We start from the raw sequence: 24,931 nt of genomic DNA, 5'->3' as shown, positions 1-24,931 counted from the left end.
GCGGCCTCCCACTTTGGTGGGCGGGTCGCCGTCGCCGTTTAACCAGCGAGCGGGGTGTTACCGGGGCTGGCTTGCTGGATCCGCGCTCCGATGAGAGCTTCCATCTTGGCCTGCAGATACTGCTGGCCTGCCGCGGACGGGTGATCGCCGTCGGGACCAATGAGCTCTGCGGCATCGTCCATGATCCAGCCGAGGTCGATCGGATCCACGAAGTCGGCGCCGGCTTTCAGGGCAGCGGCTTTGTCCTGGTCGCGGATATCGAGCCTTTCCGCTTCGGGCGTGCTCGTGTACGACGGCGGCCCGACTACCAGGATGTCGGCTTGGGGAGCACGGGACTTGACTGAGGCGAAAGCCCGGGCGGCCGCAGCCTCGGTTTCTCCGGGAGCGGTGCCCATGTCATTTTCTGAACCAAAGAACAACACCAAGCGGGTCTCGTCGGTTACCGCCGTGTCCACTTGGGAACCGAAGGTCGATCCGTTCTCGCCAACGCTGACATAGCCGCTGCCATCATGCGCGGCATTGACGATGGTCGCTTGGACCTGTTGAAAGCCGGGATCGTTCTCCACCAGATTGGGCCAGGCCTCGGCAGGGGAGGTGCCGTGACCCGTGCTGAGGGAGTCTCCGATGATCACCACGGTGGGCTGGGCCTGGGCCGCGGCGGACCGGGTTCCAGTGTCGGAGGAACAGGCGCTGAGGAGTGCGAGGACGGAAAGGCAGACTGTGGCGATCACCGTCGTCGTCCGCAGAAGTTCTCTTCGTCGGGTGTGACTCCGCAACAATTCGACTCCTCCTCAACCGTCCACATATATCCGTCCCAGTGCCTTGGCACCATGCTACGTCGTGTGCCGTGCCTGCCTCTTGCCTCCTGCCTCGCCGAACAGGGCTTCCCGTTCCCGGGTCCGGCCGCTGGCTTGTGCCAAGATGGAGAAGTGAATCCGGTCAAAGACGCCTCTTTCCAGAACAGCAGCCCGCTCACGCGTTCGCGGCTCGCGCCCAATCCGGGTCCGATGAGCCTGGACGGCACCAACTCGTACGTCATTGCCGCACCGGACGCTGCCGGGGTCGTCGTCGTCGATCCCGGGCCGCTCGACGAACCGCACCTCGCGGCCTTGGCCGCCACGGGAACTGTGGAGCTCGTTCTCATCACCCATCGCCACAAGGACCATACGGCGGCCTCTGCCCGCTTCCGGGAACTCACCGGCGCGCCCGTCCGCGCGGCGGATCCTGCTCACTGCCACGGGGGCGAACCGTTGCGGGGTGGCGAGGTCATCGAGGCTGCAGGCGTTGAGATCCGGGTGCTTGCCACGCCGGGCCATACTTCGGATTCAGTCTGCTTCCACCTTCCGGGCGACGGACCGGATGGCTCGGTACTGACGGGCGATACCATCCTGGGACGGGGAACGACCGTCCTGGACTATCCCGACGGAAGGTTGGGGGACTACCTTTCCAGCCTGGACACACTCGAAAGCCTTGGTCCGGCAAGGCTATTGCCGGCGCACGGACCAGTGCTGCCGGCCGTCGACGCCGTGTGCCGCGAGTACCGGGCCCACAGGGAGATGCGGCTGGACCAGATCCGCGATGCACTGGCGCGGCTCGGGGCCCAAGCCGAGGTCCAGGCCGTCACCGATGCGGTGTATCCCGACGTCGATCCTTCCGTGCGGTGGGCAGCTGAAACCTCGGTGGCGGCGCAATTGGACTATCTGCGCGGCTAGCGGACACCTCCCGTGGCGCGCGTGGTCGCCGCCTGCGGACGGTACGCTAGAACCCATGCGTATCGCCCGGTTTGTTGTTGATTCTGATCCCGTCTACGGCGTCGTCGAAGGTGAGCCCGGCAGTGAAGTCATCACTGTCATCCATGGCGACCCCTTCTTCAACGGCGTCGAGCGGACCTCGGTCCGCCACAAGCTGGAAGACGTGCGCCTGCTGGCACCGATCATTCCGCGCAGCAAGGTCATCGGCGTCGGGCGGAACTTCGCCGAGCATGCCCGGGAACTCGGCAATGAGGTCCCGCAGCACCCCCTGCTGTTCCTGAAGCCGAACACCGCCGTCGTCGGCCCCAACGATCCCATCGTGTTGCCCGAGTTCTCGGAGGAGGTCTCCTTTGAGGCGGAACTCTGCGTTGTCATTGGCCGCATTTGCAAGGATGTGCCCGAAGACCGGGTGGATGATGTCATTTTCGGCTACACCTGCGGCAACGACCTTACGGCCCGTGACGTTCAGAAGACGGACCTGCAATGGGCACGCGCCAAGGGATTTGATACCTCCGCGCCGCTTGGCCCGTGGATCGAGACCGAGCTCGACCCCGAGGACCTGGCCATCAAGGGCTGGCTCAACGGGGAACTCCGCCAGGACGGCAGCACGAACCAGATGATCCGCAGCGTGCGGGAGCTGGTGTCGATCGTTTCGCAGGCTTTCACCCTGCTTCCGGGTGATGTCATCATGACCGGGACTCCTGCCGGTGTCGGCCTGGTCCAGGAGGGCGACCGCTACGAGATCGAGATCGAAGGCATCGGCCGCTTGTCCAACCCGGTAGTCCGCCGATAGAGGTTCGGCGGTCCGCTCGCGAGTGGCTTTCTGCCACGTGGCACTGGGCTTTCCGCCCGGCGGCACGGGGTAAAGTTGGAACCATTATGACTACTGTTGCTGCGTCGAACTCTGCCGCCATTCCTGCCGTGAACGCCGAAACCCCGGTCCGCGTCCGGTTCTGCCCCTCACCCACGGGAACTCCGCACGTTGGGCTGATCCGTACGGCCCTCTTCAACTGGGCCTACGCGCGGCATACCGGTGGCAAACTGATTTTCCGGATCGAGGATACCGACTCGGCCCGCGACAGCGAGGAAAGCTACCACCAACTGCTTGATGCGTTGAAGTGGCTCGGCATCGACTGGGACGAGGGCGTCGAAGTCGGCGGGCCGCACGAACCGTACCGCCAGTCGCAGCGCAGCGACATGTACCGGGACGTGATCGCCAAGCTCAAGGCCGGCGGTCACATCTATGAGTCGTACTCCACTCCCGAGGAGATTGAAGCTCGGCACCGCGCCGCCGGCCGCGATCCGAAGCTCGGTTACGACGGCTTTGACCGCCACGTTACCGAGGAGCAGCTCGCCCAGTACAAGGCCGAGGGCCGCAATGCCGTGTTGCGCCTGCGCATGCCGGACGAAGACCTGACCTTCAACGACCTGGTGCGTGGGGAGATCACCTTCAAGGCGGGGTCCGTGCCCGACTTCGCCGTGGTTCGTGCCAACGGAGCCCCGCTTTACACGCTGGTGAACCCCGTTGATGACGCACTCATGGGTATAACGCACGTCCTGCGCGGCGAAGACCTGCTCAGCTCCACTCCGCGGCAGATCGCCCTGTACCGTGCGCTCTACGCCATCGGTGTGGCTGAGTACATGCCCGAGTTCGGCCACCTTCCCTACGTCATGGGCCAGGGCAACAAGAAGCTTTCCAAGCGCGATCCGGAATCCAGCCTCTTCCTGCACCGTGAACGCGGCTTCATCCGCGAAGGATTGCTCAACTACCTGTCACTTCTGGGCTGGTCCCTGAGCGCCGACGAGGACATCTTCACCGTGGAGCAGCTCGTGGCCAACTTCGACGTCCACGACGTCCTGGGCAACCCGGCGCGTTTCGATATCAAGAAGGCCGAAGCCATCAACGGAACGCACGTGCGCATGCTCACTCCGGAGGATTTCCGTCAGCGGCTTGTGCCGTACCTGCGTGCCGCCGGCTTCGTGGGGGAGATCCTGACTCCCCGCCAGGAAGAGATCCTTGCCGAGGCAGCACCCCTGGTCCAGGAGCGGATCACCCTGCTGGGCGAGGCTCCCGAGATGCTCGCCTTCCTGTTCAAGAACGACGAAGCGATCGACGTCGCCGACGATGCCCGCAAGGGTCTCCCCGAGAACCTGAGCGAGGTGCTGGACGCCGCGTTGGCTGCGTTGGAACCCCTCGCCGACTGGACAGCAGAAAGCATCCAGGCAGCGCTCAAGCAGGCCTTGGTGGAGGACCTCGGCATCAAGCCGCGCCTTGCGTTCGGCCCCGTGCGCACGGCAATCTCCGGCCGCCGCATCTCGCCGCCGCTGTTCGAATCTATGGTCATCCTGGGCAAGGATTCCTCGCTCACCCGCTTGCGCGCATTTCGCGGCTAGTTCAGGCACTCCGTGATTAACGCACTTCATGAGTCATTCGGCACGGTCCGGGGTGTCCTGTTCGACATCGACGACACCCTGGTGGATCTTGAGTTCGCCATGACCACGGCCCTGCGTGACGTGAGCGAACACCTCCTGCCCGGCCTGGACCAGGCCGGGTGGGAGAAGTTCGGGCGGATCTTCACGCACGAAACCACGCATTTCTATGACCGGTACCTCGCCGGTGAATTGACGTTCAACGAGCAGCGCCTCCTGCGTGGCCGCGCAGCCCTGGGGCATTTCGGCGTGGAACTGGGAGGCGAGGACTCCCACACGTGGCTCAATGACTACTCGCGCCTGCAGCCCAGTTATGTCAGGGCCTTCAGCGATGTCCTGCCCGTCCTCGATGCACTGGACGCCGCGGGCATCCCCTATGGCGCCGTGAGCAACAACGTCCATGACTACCAGCGGGTCAAGCTTGACAGTGCGGGACTCGCCCGGGTCTCGGTCCTTGTTGGAACGGACACTGTAGGCGTGCCCAAGCCGGACCCTGCCATTTACCTGGAAGGGGTCCGTCGCTTGGGCACCACCCCGGCCGAGACCCTTTTTGTGGGCGACAACCGCCTTCTCGACGCCGACGGCGCCACGGCCGCCGGATTGCTGGGCATCTGGCTGAACCGCACCGGCGAGCTCGCCTCCGACTTTTCCGGCCGGGAAATAGACTCCTTGACCCGGCTGCTCGCCTGAGGCTTCCGCAGCTACGCGCCGAGCCGGAACTTCCGCAGGAAGACGAAGGTTCCGACGGAACCAGCTCCCAGGACGCCCACAAGTCCGAGCGCCGTGCCGGTGTCCGACTTTTCGGCCATGCTCGACGGCGATACCGCCGCAGCTCCCTGATGCAGTTCGGCTGTGCCCGCCGCGATTCGCGCATTTCCGTCCGCGAGTTTGTCGGCACCGGTGGACAACTGGGCCGAGCCCGCGGCCAGTTTGGCATTTCCATCGGACAACTTGGAGGCGCCCGCTGCCAGCGCAGTGGAACCATCCAGGAGGCCGGGAGAGGCAGGATCAGCAGGGCTGCCCTTGATTCCCGTCATCAACGAATCCGTGCCCGCAGCCAAGCGGGACGTCCCGTCCGTCATGCTGGCCGTCGCCTTGAGGAGGCCCGGATGCTCAGGGTCGCCGGGTACGCCGTCCATGCCCACGCGGATCTTCGCGGTTCCATCGGCGAGCATTTGGGTTCCCAGAACCACTCCCGGGGACGCTGGATCCTGGCTGTTGAGCTTCTGGGCGAGAGTGGCGAAACCGGCCGTCAGCTTGCCGGTCCCCGCCGCGAGCTTCCCGGTGCCGTCGGCGAGCCGTCCGGTGCCGTCGTGCAGTTGCGCCGCTCCGGCCGAAAGCTGGCCCGCCCCGGCCCGCAATTGCGACGCTCCGGCGTCAAGGCGATGCGCGCCATCGTTGAGCGCATTGATCTGCGCTCTCAGAGTTGCCAGGGGCACCACGCCCTGGATGCCGTTGGCGGCGTCGGCGAGTTGCTGGAGGCCTTGGGCCAAGGCGGCCGAGCCGGTTCCCTTGGTGGGATCGTCTCCGGCTCCCGGGTAACCTTTGAGCTGATCGGTGCCCGCCGCGAGCCTGGCGGCGCCCGCGTCGAGTTGGGCAGCGCCGGCGTCGAGCTGGGCGGCTCCGTTGTTGAGCTGGTTCGCGCCGTTGTTCAGTTGGGTGGCGCCGTCGCCGAGATTGTTTTCAGCGTTGCCGCCCGGCGTCGGGGTCAGGGCCGCGGAAAGCTGCACGGCACCGGCCGCGAGCTTCTGTGCGCCGTCGTCCACCTTGTAGACTCCCGGCGCAAGCTTGGCGTTGACGTCATTCTGGATTTTCACGGCCCCTGTAGCGAGTTTGTCGGCTCCATCCTTCAACTGCTGGGCTCCCGGAGCCAGCTTGCCTTGGATTCCGTTTCGGACTTTTGACGCGCCATCCGCGAGCTTGGCCGCTCCTGTTCCGGCTTCCGCAGCTCCGCCCGCGAGCCGAGCCGCGCCGTCCTTGAGCTGGCCTGCGCCGGCGGATGCCTGACCTGCGCCGTCATTGAGCTGCGCCGACCCTGCCGCGATCTTCCCAATGACCAAGGTGTAGAAGCCGAGGAGCGCGATGAGCAGGAGTGCGAGTACGGCAATAGCGATTATCTGGGCACGGCTTCGTGTTCTGGTGGCAATTGCAGGGTTCGGTGTCATGGGCAATTCCTCTCGATGACTTCCCGACAGCGGCGCTGCTGTCAGGGATCCCCCCATGTGACGCAGCTAACAGGCGAATCGACCTGTAGTTGCGCCACGAAACAAGTGCGTGGCGTTGGTTACCGATTGGTAACTTACCGAGAGTAAACCTAAGATCCCGTCGATTGCAAGGGTTTTTTCATGCCGGCATCGACGTCGGCGGATCGCTGAGGGTCGGCGCCGGGGCGGGCGCGGGCCTGCGCGCTCGATTTGTGTGCATCGAAAGTCTCGGGTAAAGTAATTACTCGTGCTGAGGGGCACGGAGCGAAGGTTTACGCCATCGAATCCGGCCTAAAAGTGCCAATGGGATATGGTGTAATTGGCAACACTACGGTTTCTGGTACCGTCATTCTAGGTTCGAGTCCTGGTATCCCAGCTCTGAATAATCCGCATCATTATGCGGGAATTCGGAGTTTCAAAGCGGTTCGCCGATTTGAAACAATGCTGAATGTATGAAATACTCATTCAGCTTGAATGCCGGAAGCGGTATTCGAAACTGTAGTAATTCAGAGTGCTGTTGTTGAATGGTGCGCTGTAGTTGAAAAGTGCAAGGCCCCATCGTATAGCGGCCTAGTACGCTGCCCTCTCACGGCGGTAACGCGGGTTCGAATCCCGCTGGGGTCACAAAATGAATCCCCCGGAACCAATAGGTTCCGGGGGATTTTTCTTTGCCTCGAGTACGGGCCCCAGAACCCTCGTTCGCCGTACCGTGCTGACCTTGTTTGCCGACCGAAAGCCCCCAAATGACGGGGCTCAAAAGCGGGGAGAACGGGACGGGCGGGCCGCCGACGAGAACGGCCCCACGCATCCGCCACGCAATGGCCTTCCGGGGAGGTCTGGGTCGCCTGGGGCCGCCCGTCCTGACCTTGTTTGACGAGTTAAGCCTCCGGTATGACGCGACTCGCCGTGCCGCAAGCGCTTTCCCCGACCAAAGAAGGTCAGGACGGCGTGGTTAATGTTGAAGATTGCCCGATCATTCGAATTGGAGCGCGGAGGGCGGGAAGAGGATGGGAGGCCTTGGCCCCAACAAACACACGGAGCAGGCCCGGGTGCCCGCCTTAAGCCGCTAGGCGCTGTCCTTCTGAAGGGCCTCTGCGGCGTCCCTGACCTTGATGAGCGTGCGCAGGTTCCGGGTGGTCGTGCTCGCCTTGTAGCGGGCCTTTGCGGAGAGCTTGCTGAAGGGGCTGTCCAGGGTGCCTCCCGCCGGGGCGAGCCACGCCGAGGCCTCGGGGCCCAGCCGGACTTGCTCGACACCACCCTGCTCCCGGGTGCCGAGGGCTGTGCCGGCGTCGAAGAGTTCGTCCAACATGGCCGCGTCGGAGGCGAGGGTGATGTAGCTGTGCGTGGTTTTGTCGTCGGCCGGATAAGGGCAGGCTTCCACGAGTTGGGCAACCCGCTCCGCGGTCAGGACCACCACCCAGGCGTCGTAGCCAAATGCTTCCCTCAAGCACTTTTCGCACTGTTCCTTGACTCCCGCCGCGTCGAGCTCGCTCTGGAGCACTACGTTGCCACTGGCCAGCAGGGTCTTGACGTCAGTGAAAGGGTACGCCTTGAGGGCTGCTTTGAGGTCGGCCATCTTGATGTTGATCCCGCCCACGTTGATCCCGCGCAGGAACACGGCAAAGCTGTTCATGCGCCTACCCTACCTGCGCCCATCAACAGGAGGGGCGCAGATGGGAATCAGGTGGAAACGGGATGCGCTTAGTCGTTGTTTTTGCGCAGCGCTTCGGTCAGTACCCGGGCGGCGTTGCAGACGACTTCGGCGTGGAGGCGTCCCGGCTGGCGGGTCAGGCGCTCGATAGGGCCCGAGATGGACACCGCAGCAATGACCCGGCCGGAAGGGCCGCGCACGGGTGCGGAAACTGAGGCGACCCCAGGCTCGCGTTCGCCGAGGCTCTGGGCCCAGCCCCGGCGTCGTACTCCTGCCAGGACGGTTGGCGTGAACCGGGCATTCTGGAGTCCGTCCAGGAGGCGGTCGTGGTCTTCCCACGCCAGCAGGATCTGGGCGGCGGAGCCGGCCTTCATGGAAAGCTGGGTGCCCACGGGAATGGTGTCGCGCAGGCCGATGGGGCGTTCGGCCGAGGCGACGCAGACACGCCAGTCGCCCTGGCGCCGGAAGATTTGAGCGCTCTCTCCGGTGGCATCGCGCAACTGGATCAAGACCGGGCCCGCAGAAGCGATGAGCCGGTCTTCGCCGGCCGCCGAAGCAAGCTCAACAAGGCGGCTGCCGAGGACAAAGCGGCCTTGGATGTCACGGCTCACAAGGCGGTGGTGGACGAGTGCCAGCGCCAGCCGGTGCACGGTGGGGCGGGCCAGGCCTGTTGCTGCCACAAGTTGAGCCAAGGTGGTTGGCCCCGCCTCAAGCGCGTCGAGCACCTGGGCCGCTTTATCGATGACGCCGACTCCACTAGAATTGTCCATGTAATGATATTGCCGTCTCAATATCTGAGATGCAAGTTGTTTCACTGGCGAAGTTCGGATCGCTGATGTTCAGTGGAAGTAGTCAAGCCAACCGCAGTGAAGGGAGCAGGCCGTGGGAAAAACACTGGCCGAGAAAGTTTGGGATGCGCACGTGGTGCGCAAGGGCGAAGGCGAAGGAGCCAACGCCCAGCCCGACCTTCTGTTCATCGACCTGCACCTCGTGCATGAGGTGACCTCACCGCAGGCCTTTGAGGGCTTGCGCCTGGCCGGACGCCCTCTGCGCCGCCCCGACCTCACCATCGCCACGGAAGACCACAACACGCCGACGCTGGACATTGACAAGCCGATCGCCGATCTGACCAGCCGCACGCAGATCCAGACCCTGCGCAACAACTGCAAGGAGTTCGGAGTCCGCCTGCACTCGCTTGGCGACGCCGAACAAGGCATTGTGCACGTTGTCGGCCCGCAGCTGGGCCTCACCCAGCCCGGCATGACGGTAGTCTGTGGCGATTCCCACACCTCGACCCACGGCGCCTTCGGGGCGCTCGCCATGGGCATCGGCACCTCCGAGGTGGAACATGTCATGGCCACCCAGACGCTGTCCCTCAAGCCATTCAAGACCATGGCCATCAACGTCGAAGGCACCCTGCGCCCTGGCGTCTCGGCGAAGGACATCATTCTTGCAGTCATCGCCAAGATCGGCACAGGCGGCGGCCAGGGCTACGTGCTGGAGTACCGTGGCTCGGCCATCCGGGCGCTCTCCATGGATGCCCGCATGACCATCTGCAACATGTCCATCGAAGCCGGTGCCCGCGCTGGCTTGGTGGCTCCGGACCAGACGACCTACGACTACATGTACGGCCGCCCGCACGCCCCGCAGGGCGAGGAGTGGGATGCCGCCGTCGAATACTGGAACACGCTGCACACCGACCATGACGCCACTTTCGATGTCGAGGTGGACCTCGACGCCGATACCTTGGAGCCGTTCGTGACCTGGGGGACCAACCCGGGACAGGGCATTTCGCTCAACGAAGCGGTACCGTTCCCCGGCGACTTCGGTGACGAGAACGCCAAGCTGGCGGCCGAGCGCGCGCTGCAGTACATGGGCCTCGAAGCCGGCACGCCCATGAAGGACATCCGGGTGGACACGGTCTTCCTCGGATCCTGCACCAACTCCCGCATCGAGGACCTCCGCGCCGCCGCCGATGTCATCCGCGGGCGGGAAAAGGATCCCAAGGTCCGGATGCTCGTGGTCCCCGGCTCGGCACGCGTCCGCCTTGAAGCCGAAGCAGAGGGCCTGGACAAGGTGTTCAAAGAATTCGGCGCTGAATGGCGCTTTGCCGGCTGCTCCATGTGCCTGGGCATGAATCCGGACCAGCTGGAACCGGGGGAGCGCTGCGCATCCACCTCGAACCGCAACTTCGAGGGGCGCCAGGGCAAGGGCGGCCGCACGCACTTGGTTTCGCCGGTGGTAGCTGCAGCCACCGCAGTACGCGGGACGCTGAGCTCGCCTTCGGACCTGGAGCCCGCCTCAGTGTCCGCATCCACCACCACCGACGCCGCCTAGGAGGATCCCCATGGAAAAGTTCACCACCCACACCGGCATCGGTGTCCCGCTGCGCCAGAGCAATGTGGACACGGACCAGATCATTCCAGCGGTCTACTTGAAGCGGATCACCCGTACCGGTTTCGAAGACGCGCTGTTCTCAGCGTGGCGCAAGGACCCGTCCTTCATCCTGAACCAGGAACCCTTCAACGCCGGCTCCGTGCTTGTGGCGGGACCCGATTTCGGCACCGGCTCATCCCGCGAGCACGCCGTCTGGGCACTGAAGGACTACGGGTTCAAAGCCGTACTCTCCTCCCGGTTCGCGGATATTTTCCGCGGCAACTCGGGAAAGCAAGGGCTCCTGGCAGCCGAGCTTGCCCAGGATGACATCGAGCTCATCTGGAAAGTGCTCGAAAACGCGCCCGGCACCGAAGTCAAGGTGGACCTCGTGTCCAAGACCGTCGAGTGCGGAAATGTCGTTGCACCCTTCGAGATCGATGACTACACGCGGTGGCGCCTGCTGGAGGGCCTGGACGACATCGGGCTGACACTCCAGCACGAGGAAGACATCACGGCCTACGAGGCCACGAGGCCTTCCTTCAAGCCGAAAACCCTGCCGGCGCGAATTCAGTAGCCGGAAACCTAGCTTCTGCACCTTTAAAGGGCCGGTGCACCCGAAGGAACGGGTGCACCGGTCCTTTTCGTGTGCGTGACGCGTTTCAAGGGATGTGTTCATGGCCTGATCCCGGCGTTGTGCAGCGTCAACAAGAGTTCGGCAAACTCTTTCGCTCCCTCCATCGTCGTCGTTGGGGTTGGAAGGGGTCACCCATGGATCGGGCCGGAAAGGTAGCATGCCTCCAGCCTTAGGGGCCCAGCGTGCTGTGGCCAGCCCGCCGTCGTCGTATGTGGAAAAGCCCGGCGAAAACGTGAACGAAGGCGCCAAGTAATGCGAACTCGCGTCACCAACTGCACCAGCAAACCCGCCTTCGCCACGCCCCGCCATTTCGAATCGGTAACGTCAGCTTTTATGCTTAGCTTGAGCCTTCGTAAGTGTGGGGGCATCAACTCGTGAGGAAACCGGTATAGATGAGTAGTGTTCTGACAATCCGCGGCGGCGTCCCTTTGACCGGCCGCGTCACCGTCAGAGGTGCCAAGAACCTTGTTCCCAAGGCCATGGTGGCTTCCCTCCTCGGCAACGAACCCTCGGTGCTGCGGAACGTCCCGGAAATCAAGGACGTGGAGGTCGTCACCAGCCTGTTGCAGCTCCACGGCGTGACTGTTCAGAAGGATCCCGTCACGGGTGATCTCACCCTGGATCCCAAGAACGCGAAGACGGCGTCCAGTACGGCGATCGACGCCCATGCCGGGGACTCCCGCATCCCGATCCTGCTGTGCGGTCCGCTGATCCATGCCATCGGCGAAGCATTCATCCCCGATCTCGGCGGCTGCAAGATCGGCGACCGGCCGATCGATTACCACTTGAACGTGCTCCGCCAGTTTGGAGCCGTCGTCGAAAAGCGCCCGGGCGGCATCCACATTTCCGCTCCCAAGGGTCTCCACGGCGCCAAGATCTCACTCCCGTACCCGTCGGTGGGAGCAACGGAACAAGTCCTGCTGAGTGCCACGCGCGCCGAGGGCATCACCGAACTCAGCGGTGCCGCCACTGAGCCGGAAATTATCGACCTCATCGCTGTTCTGCAGAAGATGGGTGCCATCATCAGCGTCCAGACCGATCGAACCATCCGGATCGAAGGTGTTCGTGACCTGGGTGGCTACGACCACCGCGCACTGGCAGACCGCAATGAGTCGGCGTCGTGGGCTTCCGCTGCGCTGGTTACCCGCGGGGACATCTTCGTGGAGGGTGCTTCCCAGCGGGACATGATGACTTTCCTCAACACCTATCGCAAGGTGGGCGGCGGCATGGATATCCGCGAGGACGGGATCCGTTTCTACCACCCTGGCGGAAAGCTGAGCCCGCTCGTCCTTGAAACGGATGTGCACCCGGGCTTCATGACCGATTGGCAACAGCCCCTTGTGGTCGCCTTGACCCAGGCTGAAGGCGTATCGATTGTGCACGAAACCGTGTACGAAAACCGTTTCGGCTTCACCGACGCCCTGACCCGCATGGGCGCAACCATCCAGGTCCACCGCGAATGCCTTGGGAGTGTGCCATGCCGCTTCGGCCAGCGCAATTTCCTGCATTCCGCCGTCGTCTCAGGACCCACTCCGCTGAGGGGCACCGACATCGACATTCCCGACCTCCGTGGCGGATTCAGCCACCTTATTGCGGCGCTCGCCGCGACCGGCACGTCCAGGGTGACCGGGATCGACATCATCAACCGCGGCTACGAGCGCTTCACTGAAAAGCTCGCCGGGCTGGGCGCCGATTTCGACCTCACCGAATCCAAGTAACGGGGGACACCTTGAAGGAATCGGCCCAGAGCCGTGCCATGTTCGCTGTTCTTGCGGGAGTTGCGCGACCGCTCATGAACATCCTCATGGCAAAGAAGTGGGAAGGGACCGAAAAGCTCCCCGCGGGTGGCTTCATCGCAGCCCCGAACCACTGCACCGAGATCGACCCCATCGTCGTGGGGCACATGCTCTACAACATGAAGCGTCCACCGCATTTCCTCGCGAAAGCGGGCCTCTTCAAGGCCCCCGTCCTGGGTAGCCTGTTGCGCGCCACCAACCAGATTCCGGTGGAGCGCTCGACGACGGGGGCGAACCGCTCGTTGCAAGCCGCCCAGGAAGTAGTGGATGCCGGCGGCGCCATCATCATCTATCCGGAGGGCACCCTGACGCGCGATCCGGATTTGTGGCCGATGAAGGGCCACACGGGAGCCGCGCGCCTGGCAATACAGACCGGGGCCCCCGTGGTTCCCATTGCCCATTGGGGTGCCCATGAGGTGTTCCCCCGCTACGCCAAACGCCTGCACGTCTTCCCGCGGAGGACCTCCCGCATCCTGGTAGGCGATCCCGTGGATCTCAGCGCTTTCCAGGGCCGGCCGCTGGACCGGGCTACCCTGGTTGAGGCTACGGACGTCATCATGGTTGCCATCACGGAGCTTCTTGCTACCTTGCGGGGCGAAGAACCGCCGAAGGAACGCTGGGACCCGGCTGCCCACAACCAGTCGAAGCACGGTCGCTTCCAAGCGACTGAAGGAACTCTGGGCATCGATGGCACGGACGGACAGAAATGACCTCCGGGGAAGAACTCATAGCCGACACGGGCGTTGTCGCCGTGCTTGGCGCTGGATCCTGGGGGACGACGTTCGCAAAGGTCCTGGCTGATGCTGCAATTGCCAGCGGTGCGGAGCGAAGTATCCGCATTTGGGGCCGGCGGGACGAAGTGGTTGCCCAGATCAATGCGGAGCACCGCAATCCCCAGTACTTGAAGGACATTGCGCTGCCCAATTCCATCACGGCCTCAACAGATGTGGCCGAAGTCCTTTCGGGCGCCGGAATCGTCATTCTGGCCGTGCCTGCGCAGTCGCTTCGGCTTCAACTGCGCAAATGGAAACCACTGGTGGCCCCTGGTGCCGTGGTCGTTTCGCTCATGAAGGGCCTTGAACTCGGTACGGATTCCCGCATGAGCCAGGTCATTTCCGAGGAACTCGACATTCCGCATGAACGGGTCGCCGTTGTTTCGGGACCCAACCTGGCAATGGAGATCGCGCGCCAGGAACCGACGGCTTCCGTGGTGGCCTGCAGCGACGAAGCTACGGCTGCATCGTTCGCCCTCTACTGCACCGCACCGTACTTCCGCCCCTACACGAGCAACGACGTGGTCGGCGTCGAAATCGGGGGCATCGTGAAAAACGTGATCGCCCTTGCCGTCGGTATCTGCGAAGGCAAGCAAATGGGCGACAACACGAAGGCCTCGGTGATCACGCGCGGGCTCGCGGAGACCTCGCGGCTGGCCCTTGCCCTGGGTGGCGAAGCGCGCACGATGGCAGGTCTTGCCGGGCTGGGGGACCTCGTGGCTACCTGCTCTTCGCCTTTGTCCCGAAACCACACGGCGGGGCGATTGCTCGGCGAAGGTTTGACCCTGGATCAGGTCACCGAGCGTATGACGCAGACGGCGGAAGGCATCAAATCCGGGTACGCTGTCTACGAACTAGCCGGAAAACTCGGTGTCGACATGCCGATTACCGCGGCAGTGGTAGCCGTCCTCGAAGGCAAACTGTCCGTTGATGAACTTGGGCCCAGACTCCTGGCCCGCTCCCTGAAGTCCGAAGGCGATTACTGACTGTGACCGAAGAATCCCTGTCTGCCGGAACTGCCGAGTCCGCGAAGCTGGCCGAACATCGGCGGCCTCGCGTCGCCGTACTCTTTGGCGGCCGATCCAGCGAGCACGCCGTCAGCTGTGTGACTGCGGCCGGCGTCATGGGCGCTATCGACAAGAGCAAGTACGACGTCGTCCCCATCGGGATAGCCAAGTCGGGGCAGTGGGTGATCCCCTCCGCTGACATCAGCCAGTGGTCCCTAAGCGCCTCGGCCTTGCCTGAGGTCCTGCCTTCGGGAAAGACCGTAACCCTCGCTGAAGTGGGCGGAGCCCACCAATTGATCGTCACGGCACCGAACGCGGTGCCCGAGGAACTGGGCTCCGTGGATGTCGTGTTTCCGCTCCTCCACGGCCCTTGGGGCGAAGACGGCACTGTCCAGGGTCTCTTGGAGCTCTCGGACACCCGCTACGTGGGAGCCGGAGTCCTCGCATCCGCCGTCGGCATGGACAAGCATTTCATGAAGGTCGTTTTCGAGGCCGCCGGACTTACTGTGGGACCGTATGTCGCCGTCACTGATCGTGAATGGATCAACGACGCAGAAGCCGTGCGCAAGCGCGTGGACCGCCTCGGCTTTCCGGTCTTCGTGAAGCCCGCCCGCGCCGGTTCCTCAATGGGAATTTCCAAAGTGGATTCGATGGATGATCTGGACCCCGCCATCGAAGAAGCACGGCGGCACGACCTCAAGCTGGTGATCGAGGCCGGCATTGTTGGCCGCGAAATAGAGTGCGCCGTCCTCGAAGGACGTGGTACTGCGGCCCCGCGAACCTCCATGCCGGGGGAAATCGCCGTCGCTCCAGGCGAACACGATTTCTACGACTTCAACGCCAAATATGTGGAGGACGGCGCCGCCGCCCTCAGCTGCCCGGCCGATATTCCTAACGAGGCCATTGCGCGGGTCCGTGAGCTCGCTGCGGCTGCGTTCGATGCCGTGGGTGCCGAAGGCCTCAGCCGCGTGGACTTTTTCTACACTCCGGACGGCGAACTCATTATCAACGAGATCAACACCATGCCCGGATTCACCCCGAAGAGCATGTACCCGCAAATGTGGGCGGCTTCCGGGTTGGGCTATGCCGAGTTGATCGACGAACTCATCTACCTGGCGCTCAACCGGAAGACCGGACTGCGCTGATACAAGACTGTGCTGACAACCGGCCTGGGCTGCCACGTTTGCTACTTGCCAGGGGTGCTCGTGGGCAGGTTCTGCAGCAGCTCCGGCTGACCGATGCACTTGCGAACGGCCTTGATTTTCGCCGCGGCAGGTGCCAGATCCGCAAGGACCGTGGCGGAACTGATCTTGTTCGGGTCCATGAGGATTTCAGTGGCGGGCTCGCGCCCATACGTGGTCAGGGTCCATACCGGGTCGCCTTCCTTGATGACCCAGTCGACGTCGTTGACGGTGACGCAACGGTCCGTGGTGGGGCCGGGCACGTTGACGCCGCAACGCAGGATCAACACAGACGGATCGCCCCATGCCGCCGTGGCCTGGCTGTTGGTCTTCCGCAGGGCGGCGTCTCCGATGGTGTCCGGGAGCGACACCATCATGGGTGCGCAGGCGGCATTTGCGGCATCAGCCGCCGGCTTGACGTCGACGACGGGAGAGCAGGCTGCAAGGGTAAGGACCGAAACCGCCGCGGCTGTCAAGGAACAGAGGGCGCGGACGTACACAGCGGCTTTCGTTTGTTGCATTGATCAAGCCTATCGCGGCTGCGGCAAGCCCCTGGCGCCAAGGGACGGCCCTTTGTTGTCGGCGGTTCGCGATAGCGTAGAGCTGTGTCCATAGAACAACAGACTGTCGGCGAGCTCTCCGAAGGCGAGCTCCTCGCGCGCATCTTTCCGCGCCTGAACCACAGCAGCAGCGTGCTGCTCGGGCCGGGGGACGACGCCGCCGTCGTCGCCGCCCCGGATGGCCGGACCCTTATTTCCATCGACACCCAGACCCAGGACCAGGACTTCCGCCTGGAATGGAACAACGGATACCGGACTACGGGCTATGACGTCGGCTGGAAATCGGCCGCGCAGAATCTCAGTGACATCAACGCGATGGGTGGTACCGCAGTGTCCCTCGTCGTCAGCTTGACCATGCCGCCCGGCACTCCGGTGCAGTGGGTTGAGGACTTCGCGGATGGCCTGACGGCCGGCATCGTCGGCTTGGGGGCTGCTGATTGTTCAGTTGCCGGGGGAGACCTCGGTCGTGGCCGCGAAATCGCGGTGACCGTCGCCGTCGTCGGGACAATGCGCGGGCGCCCTGCTGTCTTGCGCTCCGGGGCCAGTCCGGGAGACATCTTGGCCCTTGCCGGAACTGTTGGACGCGCCGCAGCCGGCCTGGCCCTGCTCGAGAGCACCATACCCGTAGGCAAGCTGAGCGCTGCCCAGCGCGGACTCATGGACAGCCAGTGCCGTCCGCAGCCGCCTCTTGCCTTAGGACCGCAGGGTGCCAGGGCAGGGGCAACGGCCATGATGGACGTCTCCGACGGTCTCTTGCGCGACGGCGCCCGCCTCGCCGAAGCCAGTGGCGTCGCACTCGACCTCGACCCCGTCGCGCTCAAGACCCTCGCCGTTCCCTTGGAAGCCGCCTCGGCCCCCCTCGGCCTTGATCCCATGAACTGGATCCTGGCGGGCGGAGAGGACCATGGCCTGCTGGCGACATTTCCAGCAAATGTTCAGCTACCTTCCGGCTTCACTGCGATAGGCTCGATCCAGGCCGTTGCCGAAGGACAGCACAGCGGCGTCCGGATAGCGGGAATGCCCGCTGACACCGTGGGATGGGATCACTTTGCAGACTAAGATTGCCGCCAATACGCACGCCATGAAGCGGTGGCTGGGCAAAGCGGAGACGACGCTCGGGAACCACAGTGACCGTCTCAACGCCATCAACATCTTCCCGGTGGCAGATGGCGACACCGGCACAAACCTCTACCTCACTGTCCGCGCCGCTGCGGCAGCATTCGCCGATCGTTCGGCTTCGGACGAGCCGGTAAACGACGTCGGCGCCGTTCTGGCCGCGGCAGGACGGGCGGCCATGGAGCAGGCCCGGGGTAACTCCGGAACACTCTTCGCTGTCTTCTTGTGCGCATTGGCTGAGCCGCTGGCCGGGCACACGCGCCTCAGTGCGCCCCTGCTGGCAGCCGCCCTCAACCGGGCCCAGATCCGGGCTTGGTCGGCCTTGAGCGAGCCGGTACCGGGCACCATGCTTTCCGTTCTCGAAGCCGCCGCCAGGGCAGCGGGCGATTGCGATACTGCTCACAACGGCGATGACAGCAACCAGGCGCTGGGACTGGCCCTTGATGCCGCCGTCAATGCCGCGCTGGATGCAGTAGTGCGAACCGAGGACCAACTCGCTCCGCTACACGCCGCCCATGTGGTGGACGCGGGCGGGGTGGGCATGTTGTTGATCCTCGACTGCCTTCGTTCGGCTGTGCTCGGCGAAGAACTCCAGGATGAGCTCCTGGACGGGCTCCACGGCTACGACCTGCAGGATCCGCACATCCATGCGGGAATGCCTGACGACGACGGCGTCGAGGTCATGTGCACCATCAGCCTTTCACCGCTGGCCGCTGCCACGCTCCGTCAGCGCTTGGACGAACTCGGCGACTCCGTCATCATGAGCCAGGTGGGCAGCGCGAGCCCCGTGGGGCGGAATGACGCCGGGGACGACGATGACGACGAGGACGCCGCAGAAGCCAGCTACCGGTGGCGCGTGCACGTCCACGTTCCGGAAGCTGAACCCGCCGTGGCCGTTATCCGCTCACTCGGCGACCCCACCGACATCTCCGTCAGCCAGCTCTCGATGCCGCGGGACCCAGGCCTTCCGGCAGGCCAGCACGGGCATGAATACTGAGCTTCACCTTCCCCTCGAGCGGAGGATCGGCAAGCGCTCCGCGTCCGTCATCGAGAAGCACCTTGGCCTGGACACTGTCGGGGAGCTCCTGAACTACTTTCCCCGCCGTTACCTGAGCCGTGGGGAGCTCACGCCCATCAGCAAACTGCCGTTGGATGAAGAGGCCACCCTCATCGCCAGGGTCCTGTCCAATTCAACCCGGCAAATGCGTGCAAGGCGGGGATCGCTGACCGACGTCGTGGTCACGGACGAGGCCAGCGGTGAGCAGATTCCCGGAACCCTGAAAATCAGTTTCTTCAACGGCTTCCGTGCCCGCGCTGAACTTCAGCCCGGGCGCCGTGTGATGTTCTCCGGCAAGGTCAGCCGCTACGGTGGATCCTTGGGCATGACCAACCCGGACTTCATGCTGCTGGACGAGGACCCGGAATTGGCCGGTTCCGTCGATCCGGAAAAGCTGGCGGCCATGCCCATTCCCGTGTATCCGGCCACAGCTAAGCTCACCAGTTGGTCCATCCACAAGGTCATCACCACGCTCCTGGACACCATCGATGTGGACAGCATCGAGGATCCGCTCCCTGCCGAAATCGCGTCCCGGGAGAAGTTCCTGGGGGTAGGGGAAGCGTACCGGCTGATCCATTCGCCCGAAACGGCGGCAGACTGGCAGCGTGCCCGTGACCGGTTCCGCTACCAGGAAGCACTGGTTCTGCAAACTGCGCTGGCGCGGCGCCGGGCCCAGCTGGCTGCCGAAGAGGCCACCGCTCGTCGGCCAGTGCCCGAAGGCCTCCTTGCTGCCTTCGACCGGCAGCTGCCGTTCGTGCTGACTGCCGGCCAGGCCGCGGTCGGAAAGACGCTTTCCCACGAGCTGGCACAGGACTCGCCGATGAACCGCCTGCTGCAGGGCGAAGTTGGTTCCGGAAAAACGATCGTTGCCTTGCGGGCCATGCTGCAAGTGGTGGATGCCGGCGGGCAGGCGGCACTGCTTGCCCCGACGGAGGTCCTCGCGGCACAGCACTTCGATTCCATCCGGAGGACCCTGGGCCCGCTTGCCCGCGACGGTTTGTTCGGAGGCGCCGGGATGCTGGGCGGGGCCGGATTGTTGGACAGTGACCCCGGGAGTGGCCCCGGATCGGTCCAGGTCGCCTTGCTGACAGGCTCCATGCCGACTGCTGCCCGCAAGCAAGCCATGCTGGACGCGGCCTCGGGCAATGCAGGCATTGTGATCGGCACCCACGCGCTGCTGAGTGACAAGACCTCGTTCCAGGACCTCGGCCTGATCGTGGTGGACGAGCAACATCGCTTTGGGGTGGAACAGCGCGACGCCCTCCGTGCCAAAGCCAACCGACCGCCCCACCTGCTGGTGATGACCGCCACACCGATTCCGCGCACTGTTGCCATGACGGTCTTCGGCGACCTCGAAACGTCGGTGCTGGACGAACTCCCTGCGGGCCGGGCGCCCATCTCCACCCACGTCGTCGGGCTCGCGGAAAACCCGGGCTGGGCGGGCCGGATCTGGAAACGCTCGCGGGAAGAGATCGACGCCGGCCACCAGGTGTACGTCGTGTGTCCCAAGATCGGAGACGACGACGACGGCGACTTCAGCCCGGGCGAAGCGGAACCAGGCGACGCCGAACTTTCGGAGGAGGGCCCCGCGAGGGAGCTTGCTTCGGTGACCGCCGTCGTCGAAACGCTCAGCCAGGAGCCGGCCCTCCGCGGCGTGCGGGTGGAGCCCCTCCACGGACGGCAGGATCCGGCACTCAAGTCCGAAACCATGGCCTCGTTCACCGCCAACCAGACCCAGCTGCTGGTGTCCACGACAGTCATCGAGGTGGGGGTGGATGTCCATAATGCCACGCTGATGGTGATCCTTGATGCTGACCGCTTCGGCATTTCGCAACTCCACCAGTTGCGCGGGAGGGTGGGCCGCGGCGGTCTTCCAGGCACGTGCCTGCTGGTCACGACGCTCGAGCCCGGCCATCCGAGCCGCAGGCGCCTCGATGCCGTGGCGTCCACTACCGACGGCTTCGAGCTTTCCCAGGAAGACCTCAAGCTGCGCCGCGAAGGCGATATCCTGGGCGCCTCGCAATCCGGTGGGCGTTCCACCCTTAAGCTGTTGCGGGTCCTGGAACATGAGGACGTGATCGCGCGCGCCCGCACCGATGCCCAGCGGCTCGTCGCGGACGATCCCGGGTTGGAAGGCCAACAGGCCCTGGCCGCCGCGATTGACGAATATCTAAACCCCGAAAAGGAGGCGTTCCTTGAACGCGGCTGAGGAATCCATGCCTGAAGGCACGCCTGTGGGCGCCGCCCCCGGAGTTGGCCGGTGAGTCGGATCATTGCCGGCGTGGTCGGCGGCAATCCGCTGGTCAGCGTTCCCGGAAACGCCACGAGGCCCACGACGGACCGCGTCAAGGAGGCCTTGTTCTCGCGGCTCGAGGCCCTCGACGCCATCGACGACGCCCGGGTCCTGGATCTTTATGCGGGTTCGGGGTCGCTCGGCATCGAAAGTGCCAGCCGGGGCGCGCGCTCGGCCGAACTCGTGGAATCCGATGCACGCGCCTCCGAGGTCTGCCAGCGAAACGCGGACATGGCCAACCAGGTGCTGGGACGCAGGATTGTCTCCGTCCATCGTTCCAAAGTGGAGTCCTTCCTGGAACGCGCGGCGGATGACGTCCTCTGGGACCTGGTGTTCCTGGATCCGCCCTATCCTTTGGATGAGCCTTCCCTCAAGGCTGTCCTCGCCAAGCTCGCCTTCCACCTGGATGAAGGCGCGGTGGTCGTCGTCGAGCGTTCCTCACGGTCCCCCGAACCGGACTGGCCGGACACCCTCGAACGGTTTGCCGACAAGAAGTACGGCGAAACCAAGCTCTGGTTCGCCGAACCCGTCTAGCGGATCCCTGGCCGGAGATCCGGCGCTAGCCCGAAAAATCCGGCGCTAGCCCGAAAGCCGGTCCAGCTCCACTCCGCTCAGCACCGCCGCGGGGTGCGGCCCACGGGCGAGGAGTTCCGCCGTCCAATCGGCCGTCCACGGCCGGCGCGTCCCTGCCAGGATGATGTTGCCGGGGTACCGGCCGGCGAACATCCCGGCCTCGGCGTAGGCCGCAACGTCGGGCATCGCCCGGCGCATCGCGGCGACCTGGCTGCGCACCAGCGTCAGGGCTGCCTCGTCCCCGACATTGACGATGAGCACCCCATCCGGCCGGAGCCGCGCCGCGGCCTCTTCATAGAACTCCTGGCAGGCAATATGCGCCGGAGCCTCGGGACCGGAGAAGATGTCCAGGATCACGACGTCGAACCCGAGTTCCGCGGGCAGCTCGGCGAGGGTTTCGCGTGCGTCGCCGATATGCGTCTCCAAGCGGGTGCCGTCCGGCATGGGCAACTTCTGCAGCACGAAGTCGAGCAATTCACGTTCGAGTTCGACGGCGTGCTGTTCCGAACCGGGCCTCGTCGCCTCGATGTAGCGGGCCAGGGTCAAGGCCCCCGCGCCGAGATGAAGGGCAGTGATGGCTTGCCCGCCTGGCGCGAGCAGATCCACCACATTGCCGATCCTGCGCAGGTACTCGTAGAAGATTTCCGCGGGTTCTGCGAGATTGACGTGGGATTGCTCGGCGTCGCCGATGCGCATGATGTAGGCGCCGTCAATCAGCGTGTCGGCTTCGATCGCGGCATGTTGGCCGGTGGTCCGCAGGAAACGCCGTCCCTCGTGATTTTTCCCGGTTGACACAGTCAGAGCTTGTCCCTCAAGGTGGCCAGCCTCGCGGCCGCTTCCTCCAGTACTTCGGTCTTCTTGCAGAACGCGAATCGGAGAAGGCTTCGCGTCCTCGCCGCGCCCTCCGGGTGGCAAAACACGGGAACAGGGATGGCAGCCACCCCTACGAGCCCCGGCAGCCTTCGTGCCAAGTCCACGGAGTCGCGGATGCCGAGGGGCGCCGTGTCGACGTTGATGAAGTATGTTCCCTGCGGCGTGTAGACGCCGAAGCCGGCGGCCCGCAGTCCCTCGGCCAGGATGTCCCGCTTGTGCTGGAGAGTGGACGCAATGCCGGTGTAGAACTCATCAGGTAGGGCAAGACCTACGGCAATCGCACTTTGGAAAGGGGTGCCGGAACTGTAGCTGAGGAATTGTTTGACGGTGCGGATCGCCGCCACAAGGTGGGCCGGTCCGCTGAGCCAGCCGATCTTCCAGCCGGTGAACGAGAACGTCTTGCCGGCCGAGGAAATCGTGACACTTCGTTCGGCCGCTCCGGGGATGCTGGCGACCGGAAGGTGCTGCACGCCGAAGGTGAGGTGCTCGTAGACTTCATCGCTGAGGATCACGGCATCGTATTTCCGGGCGAGCTCGACGACGCGTTCCAGCACCTCGCGCGGGAAGACCGCGCCCGTGGGATTGTGCGGGTTGTTGAGGAGCACAACCTTGGTGCGCTCACTGAATGCCGATTCCATGGCATCCACGTCCGGAAGGAAGTCCGGCGCCAGCAGGGGAGCGGTCACATGCTTGGCCCCGGCGAGTCCGATGATGGCGCCATAAGAGTCATAGAAGGGCTCGAAGGTCAGCACCTCGTCGCCGGGTTCGATGAATGCGAGCAATGAGGCGGCGATGGCTTCAGTCGCCCCGGTGGTCACGATGACCTCGGTCTGCGGGTCCGGGGTCAGTCCGTAGAATCGTTCCTGGTGTTCGGCGATCGCCTCGCGAAGTTCAGGGATGCCTTTGCCTGGTGCGTACTGGTTGGCTCCCGCCGTAATGGCTGCCTGTGCTGCCGCCTTGATTTCCGCCGGCCCGTCCTCGTCCGGGAATCCTTGGCCCAGATTGATGGCGCCGGTGGATATTGCCAAGGTGGTCATCTCTTCGAAGATGGTCACTCCGAGGCTGCCGTCGGCCGAAAGCAGGTTGGCTCCGCTGGCGGCTCGTTGCCAAGGGGCGACGGACGTGTTCTCGCTGAGAGAGGCCGGGCTCGTCACTGTGGGGCTGCCTTCCTGGGGTGTTGGCTTCCGGCTCGTCCGGCCCGCCGTTTCAGTCATGGTATCGCCATAGTGCCTGCCGCCCGGGATGCGGTAGGTTCGAACCATGAGACGCGCAGTGTGCCCTGGCTCCTTCGACCCTATCCACAACGGACATCTGGAAGTCATCGCCAGGGCCGCCGGCTTGTTCGATGAAGTCGTCGTCGCGGTGTCCACCAACTACGCGAAGAAGTACCGTTTCAGCCTGGAAGAACGCATGGACATGGCTCGGCAGACCCTTGCTTCCTTGCGGGGCATCATCGTGGAACCCATGGGCGAAGGACTGCTGGCCGAATATTGCAGGCACAGGGGAATTTCGGCGATCGTCAAGGGCTTGCGCTCGTCCTCGGATTTTGACTACGAGCTTCCCATGGCCACCATGAACCGCCAATTGTCCGGAGTCGAGACTGTCTTTCTTCCGGCGGAGGCCCATTACCTGCATTTGTCCTCCACGCTCATCAAGGAAATCTCCCTCCTGGGCGGCGATGTTTCCGATTTCGTGCCTAAATCGGTGCTCAAAAGGCTCCTCGCTGGCGGGTCGGCAGCGGAGTAGTCCCGCAACGGGTAAGCTGGATCGGTACCTCGGGCAGAACGCGTTGTAATTGACCCGGTTTGAGTCCGCTCGCGCGTTCAGGCTAAGATGGTACGTCGGTCATATGTTCTACAGGAGTTCTCATTAAGCGAGATGCAAGTTCGCCTTTGACGCTGGACGTCAAGGACCTCGGACGTAGTCCAGGCAGCATGCGGACGCTCACGGAACATGTACCCGCGCCAAGTGACCTTGGCGTGGCACTCATTGGCGTTCAGGAAGGCTCGGATATCGAGCTCGACCTGAGGCTTGAGGCCGTACACGAAGGAATTCTGGTATCTGGAACCGTATTCGCTGAAGTCAAGGGCGAATGCGGACGATGCCTGGATCCCCTTGCGTATGACCTTGAGGTCAATGTGCAAGAACTTTTCTTCTATGAGGGCGTCGAGCTTTCGGACGAAGAAGACGATGAAGAGCAACGTCGAGTCGAGCACGATCTAATCGATCTTGAACCGGTGTTGCGGGACGCGGTTGTAACCATGCTGCCGTTCCAGCCGGTGTGCCGGGAAGACTGCCAGGGCCTCTGCTCAATATGCGGAGTGCGTCTGGAAGACGAGCCGGGGCACCACCACGAGGACCTCGATCCTCGCTGGGCTGCCCTAGCTGAACTGGCTAAGACCGACCGGCAAACTGATTAGTAAGTGCTGACTAAAAGAGAAATGAGATAGCCGTGGCTGTTCCCAAGCGGAAAATGTCTCGCGCAAATACACGCGCCCGCCGTGCCCAGTGGAAGGCAACTGCCCCCAACTTGGTCAAGACCATCGAAAACGGACAGGTTGTTTACAGCCTGCCGCACCAGGCAAAGGTCGTCACCGACTCTGCCGGGACTGCGCTGTTCCTTGAATACAAGGGCCGCAAGGTCGCAGACGTCTAA

The 24,931-nt window shown here is 64.0% G+C and carries 24 protein-coding genes and 2 tRNA genes; 19 read left to right on the top strand and 7 right to left on the bottom strand.

The features are described from left to right. Window positions 1–38: 38 nt before the first annotated feature. Window positions 39–779, bottom strand: coding sequence for an SGNH/GDSL hydrolase family protein (locus tag QRN59_RS22200; RefSeq protein WP_284984602.1), 741 nt, complete (start codon window positions 777–779; stop codon window positions 39–41). A gap of 150 nt (window positions 780–929) precedes the next feature. Between QRN59_RS22200 and QRN59_RS22195 the strand changes: the two genes are divergently transcribed. The 4 genes from QRN59_RS22195 to QRN59_RS22180 all read left to right on the top strand — a co-directional run bounded on the left by QRN59_RS22195 (window position 930) and on the right by QRN59_RS22180 (window position 4,871). Then, a complete protein-coding gene (locus QRN59_RS22195; RefSeq protein ID WP_284984601.1) occupies window positions 930–1,712 on the top strand; it encodes an MBL fold metallo-hydrolase in 783 nt (260 codons plus the stop codon). Window positions 1,713–1,767: 55 nt separating this feature from the next. Next, a complete protein-coding gene (locus tag QRN59_RS22190; protein ID WP_241707477.1) occupies window positions 1,768–2,544 on the top strand; it encodes a fumarylacetoacetate hydrolase family protein in 777 nt (258 codons plus the stop codon). Between the two features lie 86 nt (window positions 2,545–2,630). Further along, window positions 2,631–4,145: a glutamate--tRNA ligase gene (gltX, locus tag QRN59_RS22185; RefSeq protein ID WP_284984600.1), complete on the top strand. Its 1,515-nt coding sequence runs from the start codon at window positions 2,631–2,633 to the stop codon at window positions 4,143–4,145. A gap of 12 nt (window positions 4,146–4,157) precedes the next feature. Beyond that, complete coding sequence (locus QRN59_RS22180) at window positions 4,158–4,871, top strand: HAD family hydrolase (protein WP_284984599.1); 714 nt, start codon at window positions 4,158–4,160, stop codon at window positions 4,869–4,871. An 11-nt stretch (window positions 4,872–4,882) separates the two neighbouring features. On the opposite strand, the gene QRN59_RS22175 is transcribed toward QRN59_RS22180, so the two are convergent. After that, window positions 4,883–6,346: a hypothetical protein gene (locus tag QRN59_RS22175; RefSeq protein ID WP_284984598.1), complete on the bottom strand. Its 1,464-nt coding sequence runs from the start codon at window positions 6,344–6,346 to the stop codon at window positions 4,883–4,885. A 343-nt stretch (window positions 6,347–6,689) separates the two neighbouring features. Between QRN59_RS22175 and QRN59_RS22170 the strand changes: the two genes are divergently transcribed. Beyond that, window positions 6,690–6,761 (top strand) — tRNA-Gln (locus QRN59_RS22170). Window positions 6,762–6,936: 175 nt separating this feature from the next. Continuing rightward, a tRNA-Glu gene (locus tag QRN59_RS22165) sits at window positions 6,937–7,009 on the top strand. A 442-nt stretch (window positions 7,010–7,451) separates the two neighbouring features. Here QRN59_RS22165 and QRN59_RS22160 read toward each other — a convergent pair. Both QRN59_RS22160 and QRN59_RS22155 read right to left on the bottom strand, forming a co-directional pair. Further along, complete coding sequence (locus QRN59_RS22160) at window positions 7,452–8,018, bottom strand: DUF1697 domain-containing protein (RefSeq protein ID WP_284984597.1); 567 nt, start codon at window positions 8,016–8,018, stop codon at window positions 7,452–7,454. A gap of 68 nt (window positions 8,019–8,086) precedes the next feature. Beyond that, window positions 8,087–8,806 carry an IclR family transcriptional regulator gene (locus QRN59_RS22155; protein ID WP_028264661.1) on the bottom strand — a complete coding sequence of 240 codons (720 nt, stop codon included), beginning with the start codon at window positions 8,804–8,806 and terminating at the stop codon, window positions 8,087–8,089. Window positions 8,807–8,918: 112 nt separating this feature from the next. Here QRN59_RS22155 and leuC point away from each other — a divergent pair, with 112 nt between their 5' ends. The 6 genes from leuC (at window position 8,919) to QRN59_RS22125 (ending at window position 15,767) form a co-directional block, all read left to right on the top strand. Beyond that, a complete protein-coding gene (gene leuC, locus QRN59_RS22150; protein WP_284984596.1) occupies window positions 8,919–10,373 on the top strand; it encodes a 3-isopropylmalate dehydratase large subunit in 1,455 nt (484 codons plus the stop codon). 10 nt (window positions 10,374–10,383) lie between these two features. After that, window positions 10,384–10,986, top strand: a complete 603-nt coding sequence (gene leuD, locus QRN59_RS22145; RefSeq protein ID WP_078108589.1) for a 3-isopropylmalate dehydratase small subunit — start codon at window positions 10,384–10,386, stop codon at window positions 10,984–10,986. 452 nt (window positions 10,987–11,438) lie between these two features. Further along, on the top strand, window positions 11,439–12,764 hold the full coding sequence (murA, locus tag QRN59_RS22140) for a UDP-N-acetylglucosamine 1-carboxyvinyltransferase (RefSeq protein ID WP_059387657.1): 1,326 nt from the start codon (window positions 11,439–11,441) through the stop codon (window positions 12,762–12,764). A gap of 11 nt (window positions 12,765–12,775) precedes the next feature. Further along, window positions 12,776–13,552, top strand: coding sequence for a lysophospholipid acyltransferase family protein (locus QRN59_RS22135; protein WP_284984595.1), 777 nt, complete (start codon window positions 12,776–12,778; stop codon window positions 13,550–13,552). Next, a complete protein-coding gene (locus tag QRN59_RS22130) occupies window positions 13,549–14,601 on the top strand; it encodes an NAD(P)H-dependent glycerol-3-phosphate dehydrogenase (protein WP_284984594.1) in 1,053 nt (350 codons plus the stop codon). The genes QRN59_RS22135 and QRN59_RS22130 overlap by 4 nt, the downstream gene beginning before the upstream one ends. A gap of 17 nt (window positions 14,602–14,618) precedes the next feature. After that, window positions 14,619–15,767, top strand: a complete 1,149-nt coding sequence (locus tag QRN59_RS22125) for a D-alanine--D-alanine ligase family protein (RefSeq protein WP_284984619.1) — start codon at window positions 14,619–14,621, stop codon at window positions 15,765–15,767. Between the two features lie 41 nt (window positions 15,768–15,808). Here the strand turns inward: QRN59_RS22125 and QRN59_RS22120 are convergent, their stop codons facing one another. Beyond that, window positions 15,809–16,324, bottom strand: coding sequence for a DUF3515 family protein (locus tag QRN59_RS22120; RefSeq protein WP_284751143.1), 516 nt, complete (start codon window positions 16,322–16,324; stop codon window positions 15,809–15,811). Window positions 16,325–16,408: 84 nt separating this feature from the next. Here QRN59_RS22120 and thiL point away from each other — a divergent pair, with 84 nt between their 5' ends. From thiL to rsmD, 4 genes are read left to right on the top strand one after another with little or no spacing between them, the layout of a single operon-like run. Next, window positions 16,409–17,422 carry a thiamine-phosphate kinase gene (thiL, locus tag QRN59_RS22115; protein ID WP_284984593.1) on the top strand — a complete coding sequence of 338 codons (1,014 nt, stop codon included), beginning with the start codon at window positions 16,409–16,411 and terminating at the stop codon, window positions 17,420–17,422. A gap of 22 nt (window positions 17,423–17,444) precedes the next feature. After that, window positions 17,445–18,476, top strand: coding sequence for a DAK2 domain-containing protein (locus QRN59_RS22110; protein ID WP_284984618.1), 1,032 nt, complete (start codon window positions 17,445–17,447; stop codon window positions 18,474–18,476). Continuing rightward, window positions 18,466–20,745, top strand: coding sequence for an ATP-dependent DNA helicase RecG (locus QRN59_RS22105; protein WP_284984592.1), 2,280 nt, complete (start codon window positions 18,466–18,468; stop codon window positions 20,743–20,745). Before QRN59_RS22110 ends, QRN59_RS22105 begins: the two co-directional genes overlap by 11 nt. Window positions 20,746–20,796: 51 nt before the next feature. After that, window positions 20,797–21,363, top strand: a complete 567-nt coding sequence (rsmD, locus tag QRN59_RS22100; RefSeq protein WP_284984591.1) for a 16S rRNA (guanine(966)-N(2))-methyltransferase RsmD — start codon at window positions 20,797–20,799, stop codon at window positions 21,361–21,363. A gap of 45 nt (window positions 21,364–21,408) precedes the next feature. Here the strand turns inward: rsmD and QRN59_RS22095 are convergent, their stop codons facing one another. Both QRN59_RS22095 and QRN59_RS22090 read right to left on the bottom strand, forming a co-directional pair. Next, a complete protein-coding gene (locus QRN59_RS22095) occupies window positions 21,409–22,197 on the bottom strand; it encodes a spermidine synthase (protein WP_284984590.1) in 789 nt (262 codons plus the stop codon). 2 nt (window positions 22,198–22,199) lie between these two features. Next, window positions 22,200–23,489 (bottom strand): aminotransferase class I/II-fold pyridoxal phosphate-dependent enzyme, encoded by a 1,290-nt coding sequence (locus QRN59_RS22090; protein ID WP_284984589.1) that lies wholly within the window; start codon window positions 23,487–23,489, stop codon window positions 22,200–22,202. 46 nt (window positions 23,490–23,535) lie between these two features. Between QRN59_RS22090 and coaD the strand changes: the two genes are divergently transcribed. The 3 genes from coaD (at window position 23,536) to rpmF (ending at window position 24,931) form a co-directional block, all read left to right on the top strand. Next, complete coding sequence (gene coaD, locus QRN59_RS22085) at window positions 23,536–24,021, top strand: pantetheine-phosphate adenylyltransferase (RefSeq protein WP_284984588.1); 486 nt, start codon at window positions 23,536–23,538, stop codon at window positions 24,019–24,021. 146 nt (window positions 24,022–24,167) lie between these two features. Next, a complete protein-coding gene (locus QRN59_RS22080; protein ID WP_059387665.1) occupies window positions 24,168–24,695 on the top strand; it encodes a YceD family protein in 528 nt (175 codons plus the stop codon). Window positions 24,696–24,727: 32 nt separating this feature from the next. After that, window positions 24,728–24,931, top strand: a complete 204-nt coding sequence (gene rpmF, locus QRN59_RS22075) for a 50S ribosomal protein L32 (RefSeq protein WP_028264646.1) — start codon at window positions 24,728–24,730, stop codon at window positions 24,929–24,931.

It is taken from the genome of Arthrobacter sp. efr-133-TYG-118 (genome assembly GCF_030209755.1).
Lineage (GTDB): Bacteria > Actinomycetota > Actinomycetes > Actinomycetales > Micrococcaceae > Arthrobacter.
The sequence above is the reverse complement of the archived record's forward strand: the minus strand, read 5'-3'. Positions and strand labels throughout refer to the sequence as shown.

Excerpts from the sequence above, each read along its gene's own strand:
- gltX (WP_284984600.1), top strand. The coding sequence starts at position 2,631 with ATGACTACTGTTGCTGCGTCGAACTCTGCCGCCATTCCTGCCGTGAAC.
- leuD (WP_078108589.1), top strand. The coding sequence starts at position 10,384 with ATGGAAAAGTTCACCACCCACACCGGCATCGGTGTCCCGCTGCGCCAG.
- QRN59_RS22110 (WP_284984618.1), top strand. The coding sequence starts at position 17,445 with ATGAAGCGGTGGCTGGGCAAAGCGGAGACGACGCTCGGGAACCACAGT.
- QRN59_RS22175 (WP_284984598.1), bottom strand. The coding sequence starts at position 6,346 with ATGACACCGAACCCTGCAATTGCCACCAGAACACGAAGCCGTGCCCAG.
- QRN59_RS22105 (WP_284984592.1), top strand. The coding sequence starts at position 18,466 with ATGAATACTGAGCTTCACCTTCCCCTCGAGCGGAGGATCGGCAAGCGC.
- QRN59_RS22130 (WP_284984594.1), top strand. The coding sequence starts at position 13,549 with ATGACCTCCGGGGAAGAACTCATAGCCGACACGGGCGTTGTCGCCGTG.
- QRN59_RS22120 (WP_284751143.1), bottom strand. The coding sequence starts at position 16,324 with ATGCAACAAACGAAAGCCGCTGTGTACGTCCGCGCCCTCTGTTCCTTG.
- coaD (WP_284984588.1), top strand. The coding sequence starts at position 23,536 with ATGAGACGCGCAGTGTGCCCTGGCTCCTTCGACCCTATCCACAACGGA.
- QRN59_RS22090 (WP_284984589.1), bottom strand. The coding sequence starts at position 23,489 with ATGACTGAAACGGCGGGCCGGACGAGCCGGAAGCCAACACCCCAGGAA.
- QRN59_RS22155 (WP_028264661.1), bottom strand. The coding sequence starts at position 8,806 with ATGGACAATTCTAGTGGAGTCGGCGTCATCGATAAAGCGGCCCAGGTG.
- QRN59_RS22190 (WP_241707477.1), top strand. The coding sequence starts at position 1,768 with ATGCGTATCGCCCGGTTTGTTGTTGATTCTGATCCCGTCTACGGCGTC.
- QRN59_RS22160 (WP_284984597.1), bottom strand. The coding sequence starts at position 8,018 with ATGAACAGCTTTGCCGTGTTCCTGCGCGGGATCAACGTGGGCGGGATC.
- murA (WP_059387657.1), top strand. The coding sequence starts at position 11,439 with ATGAGTAGTGTTCTGACAATCCGCGGCGGCGTCCCTTTGACCGGCCGC.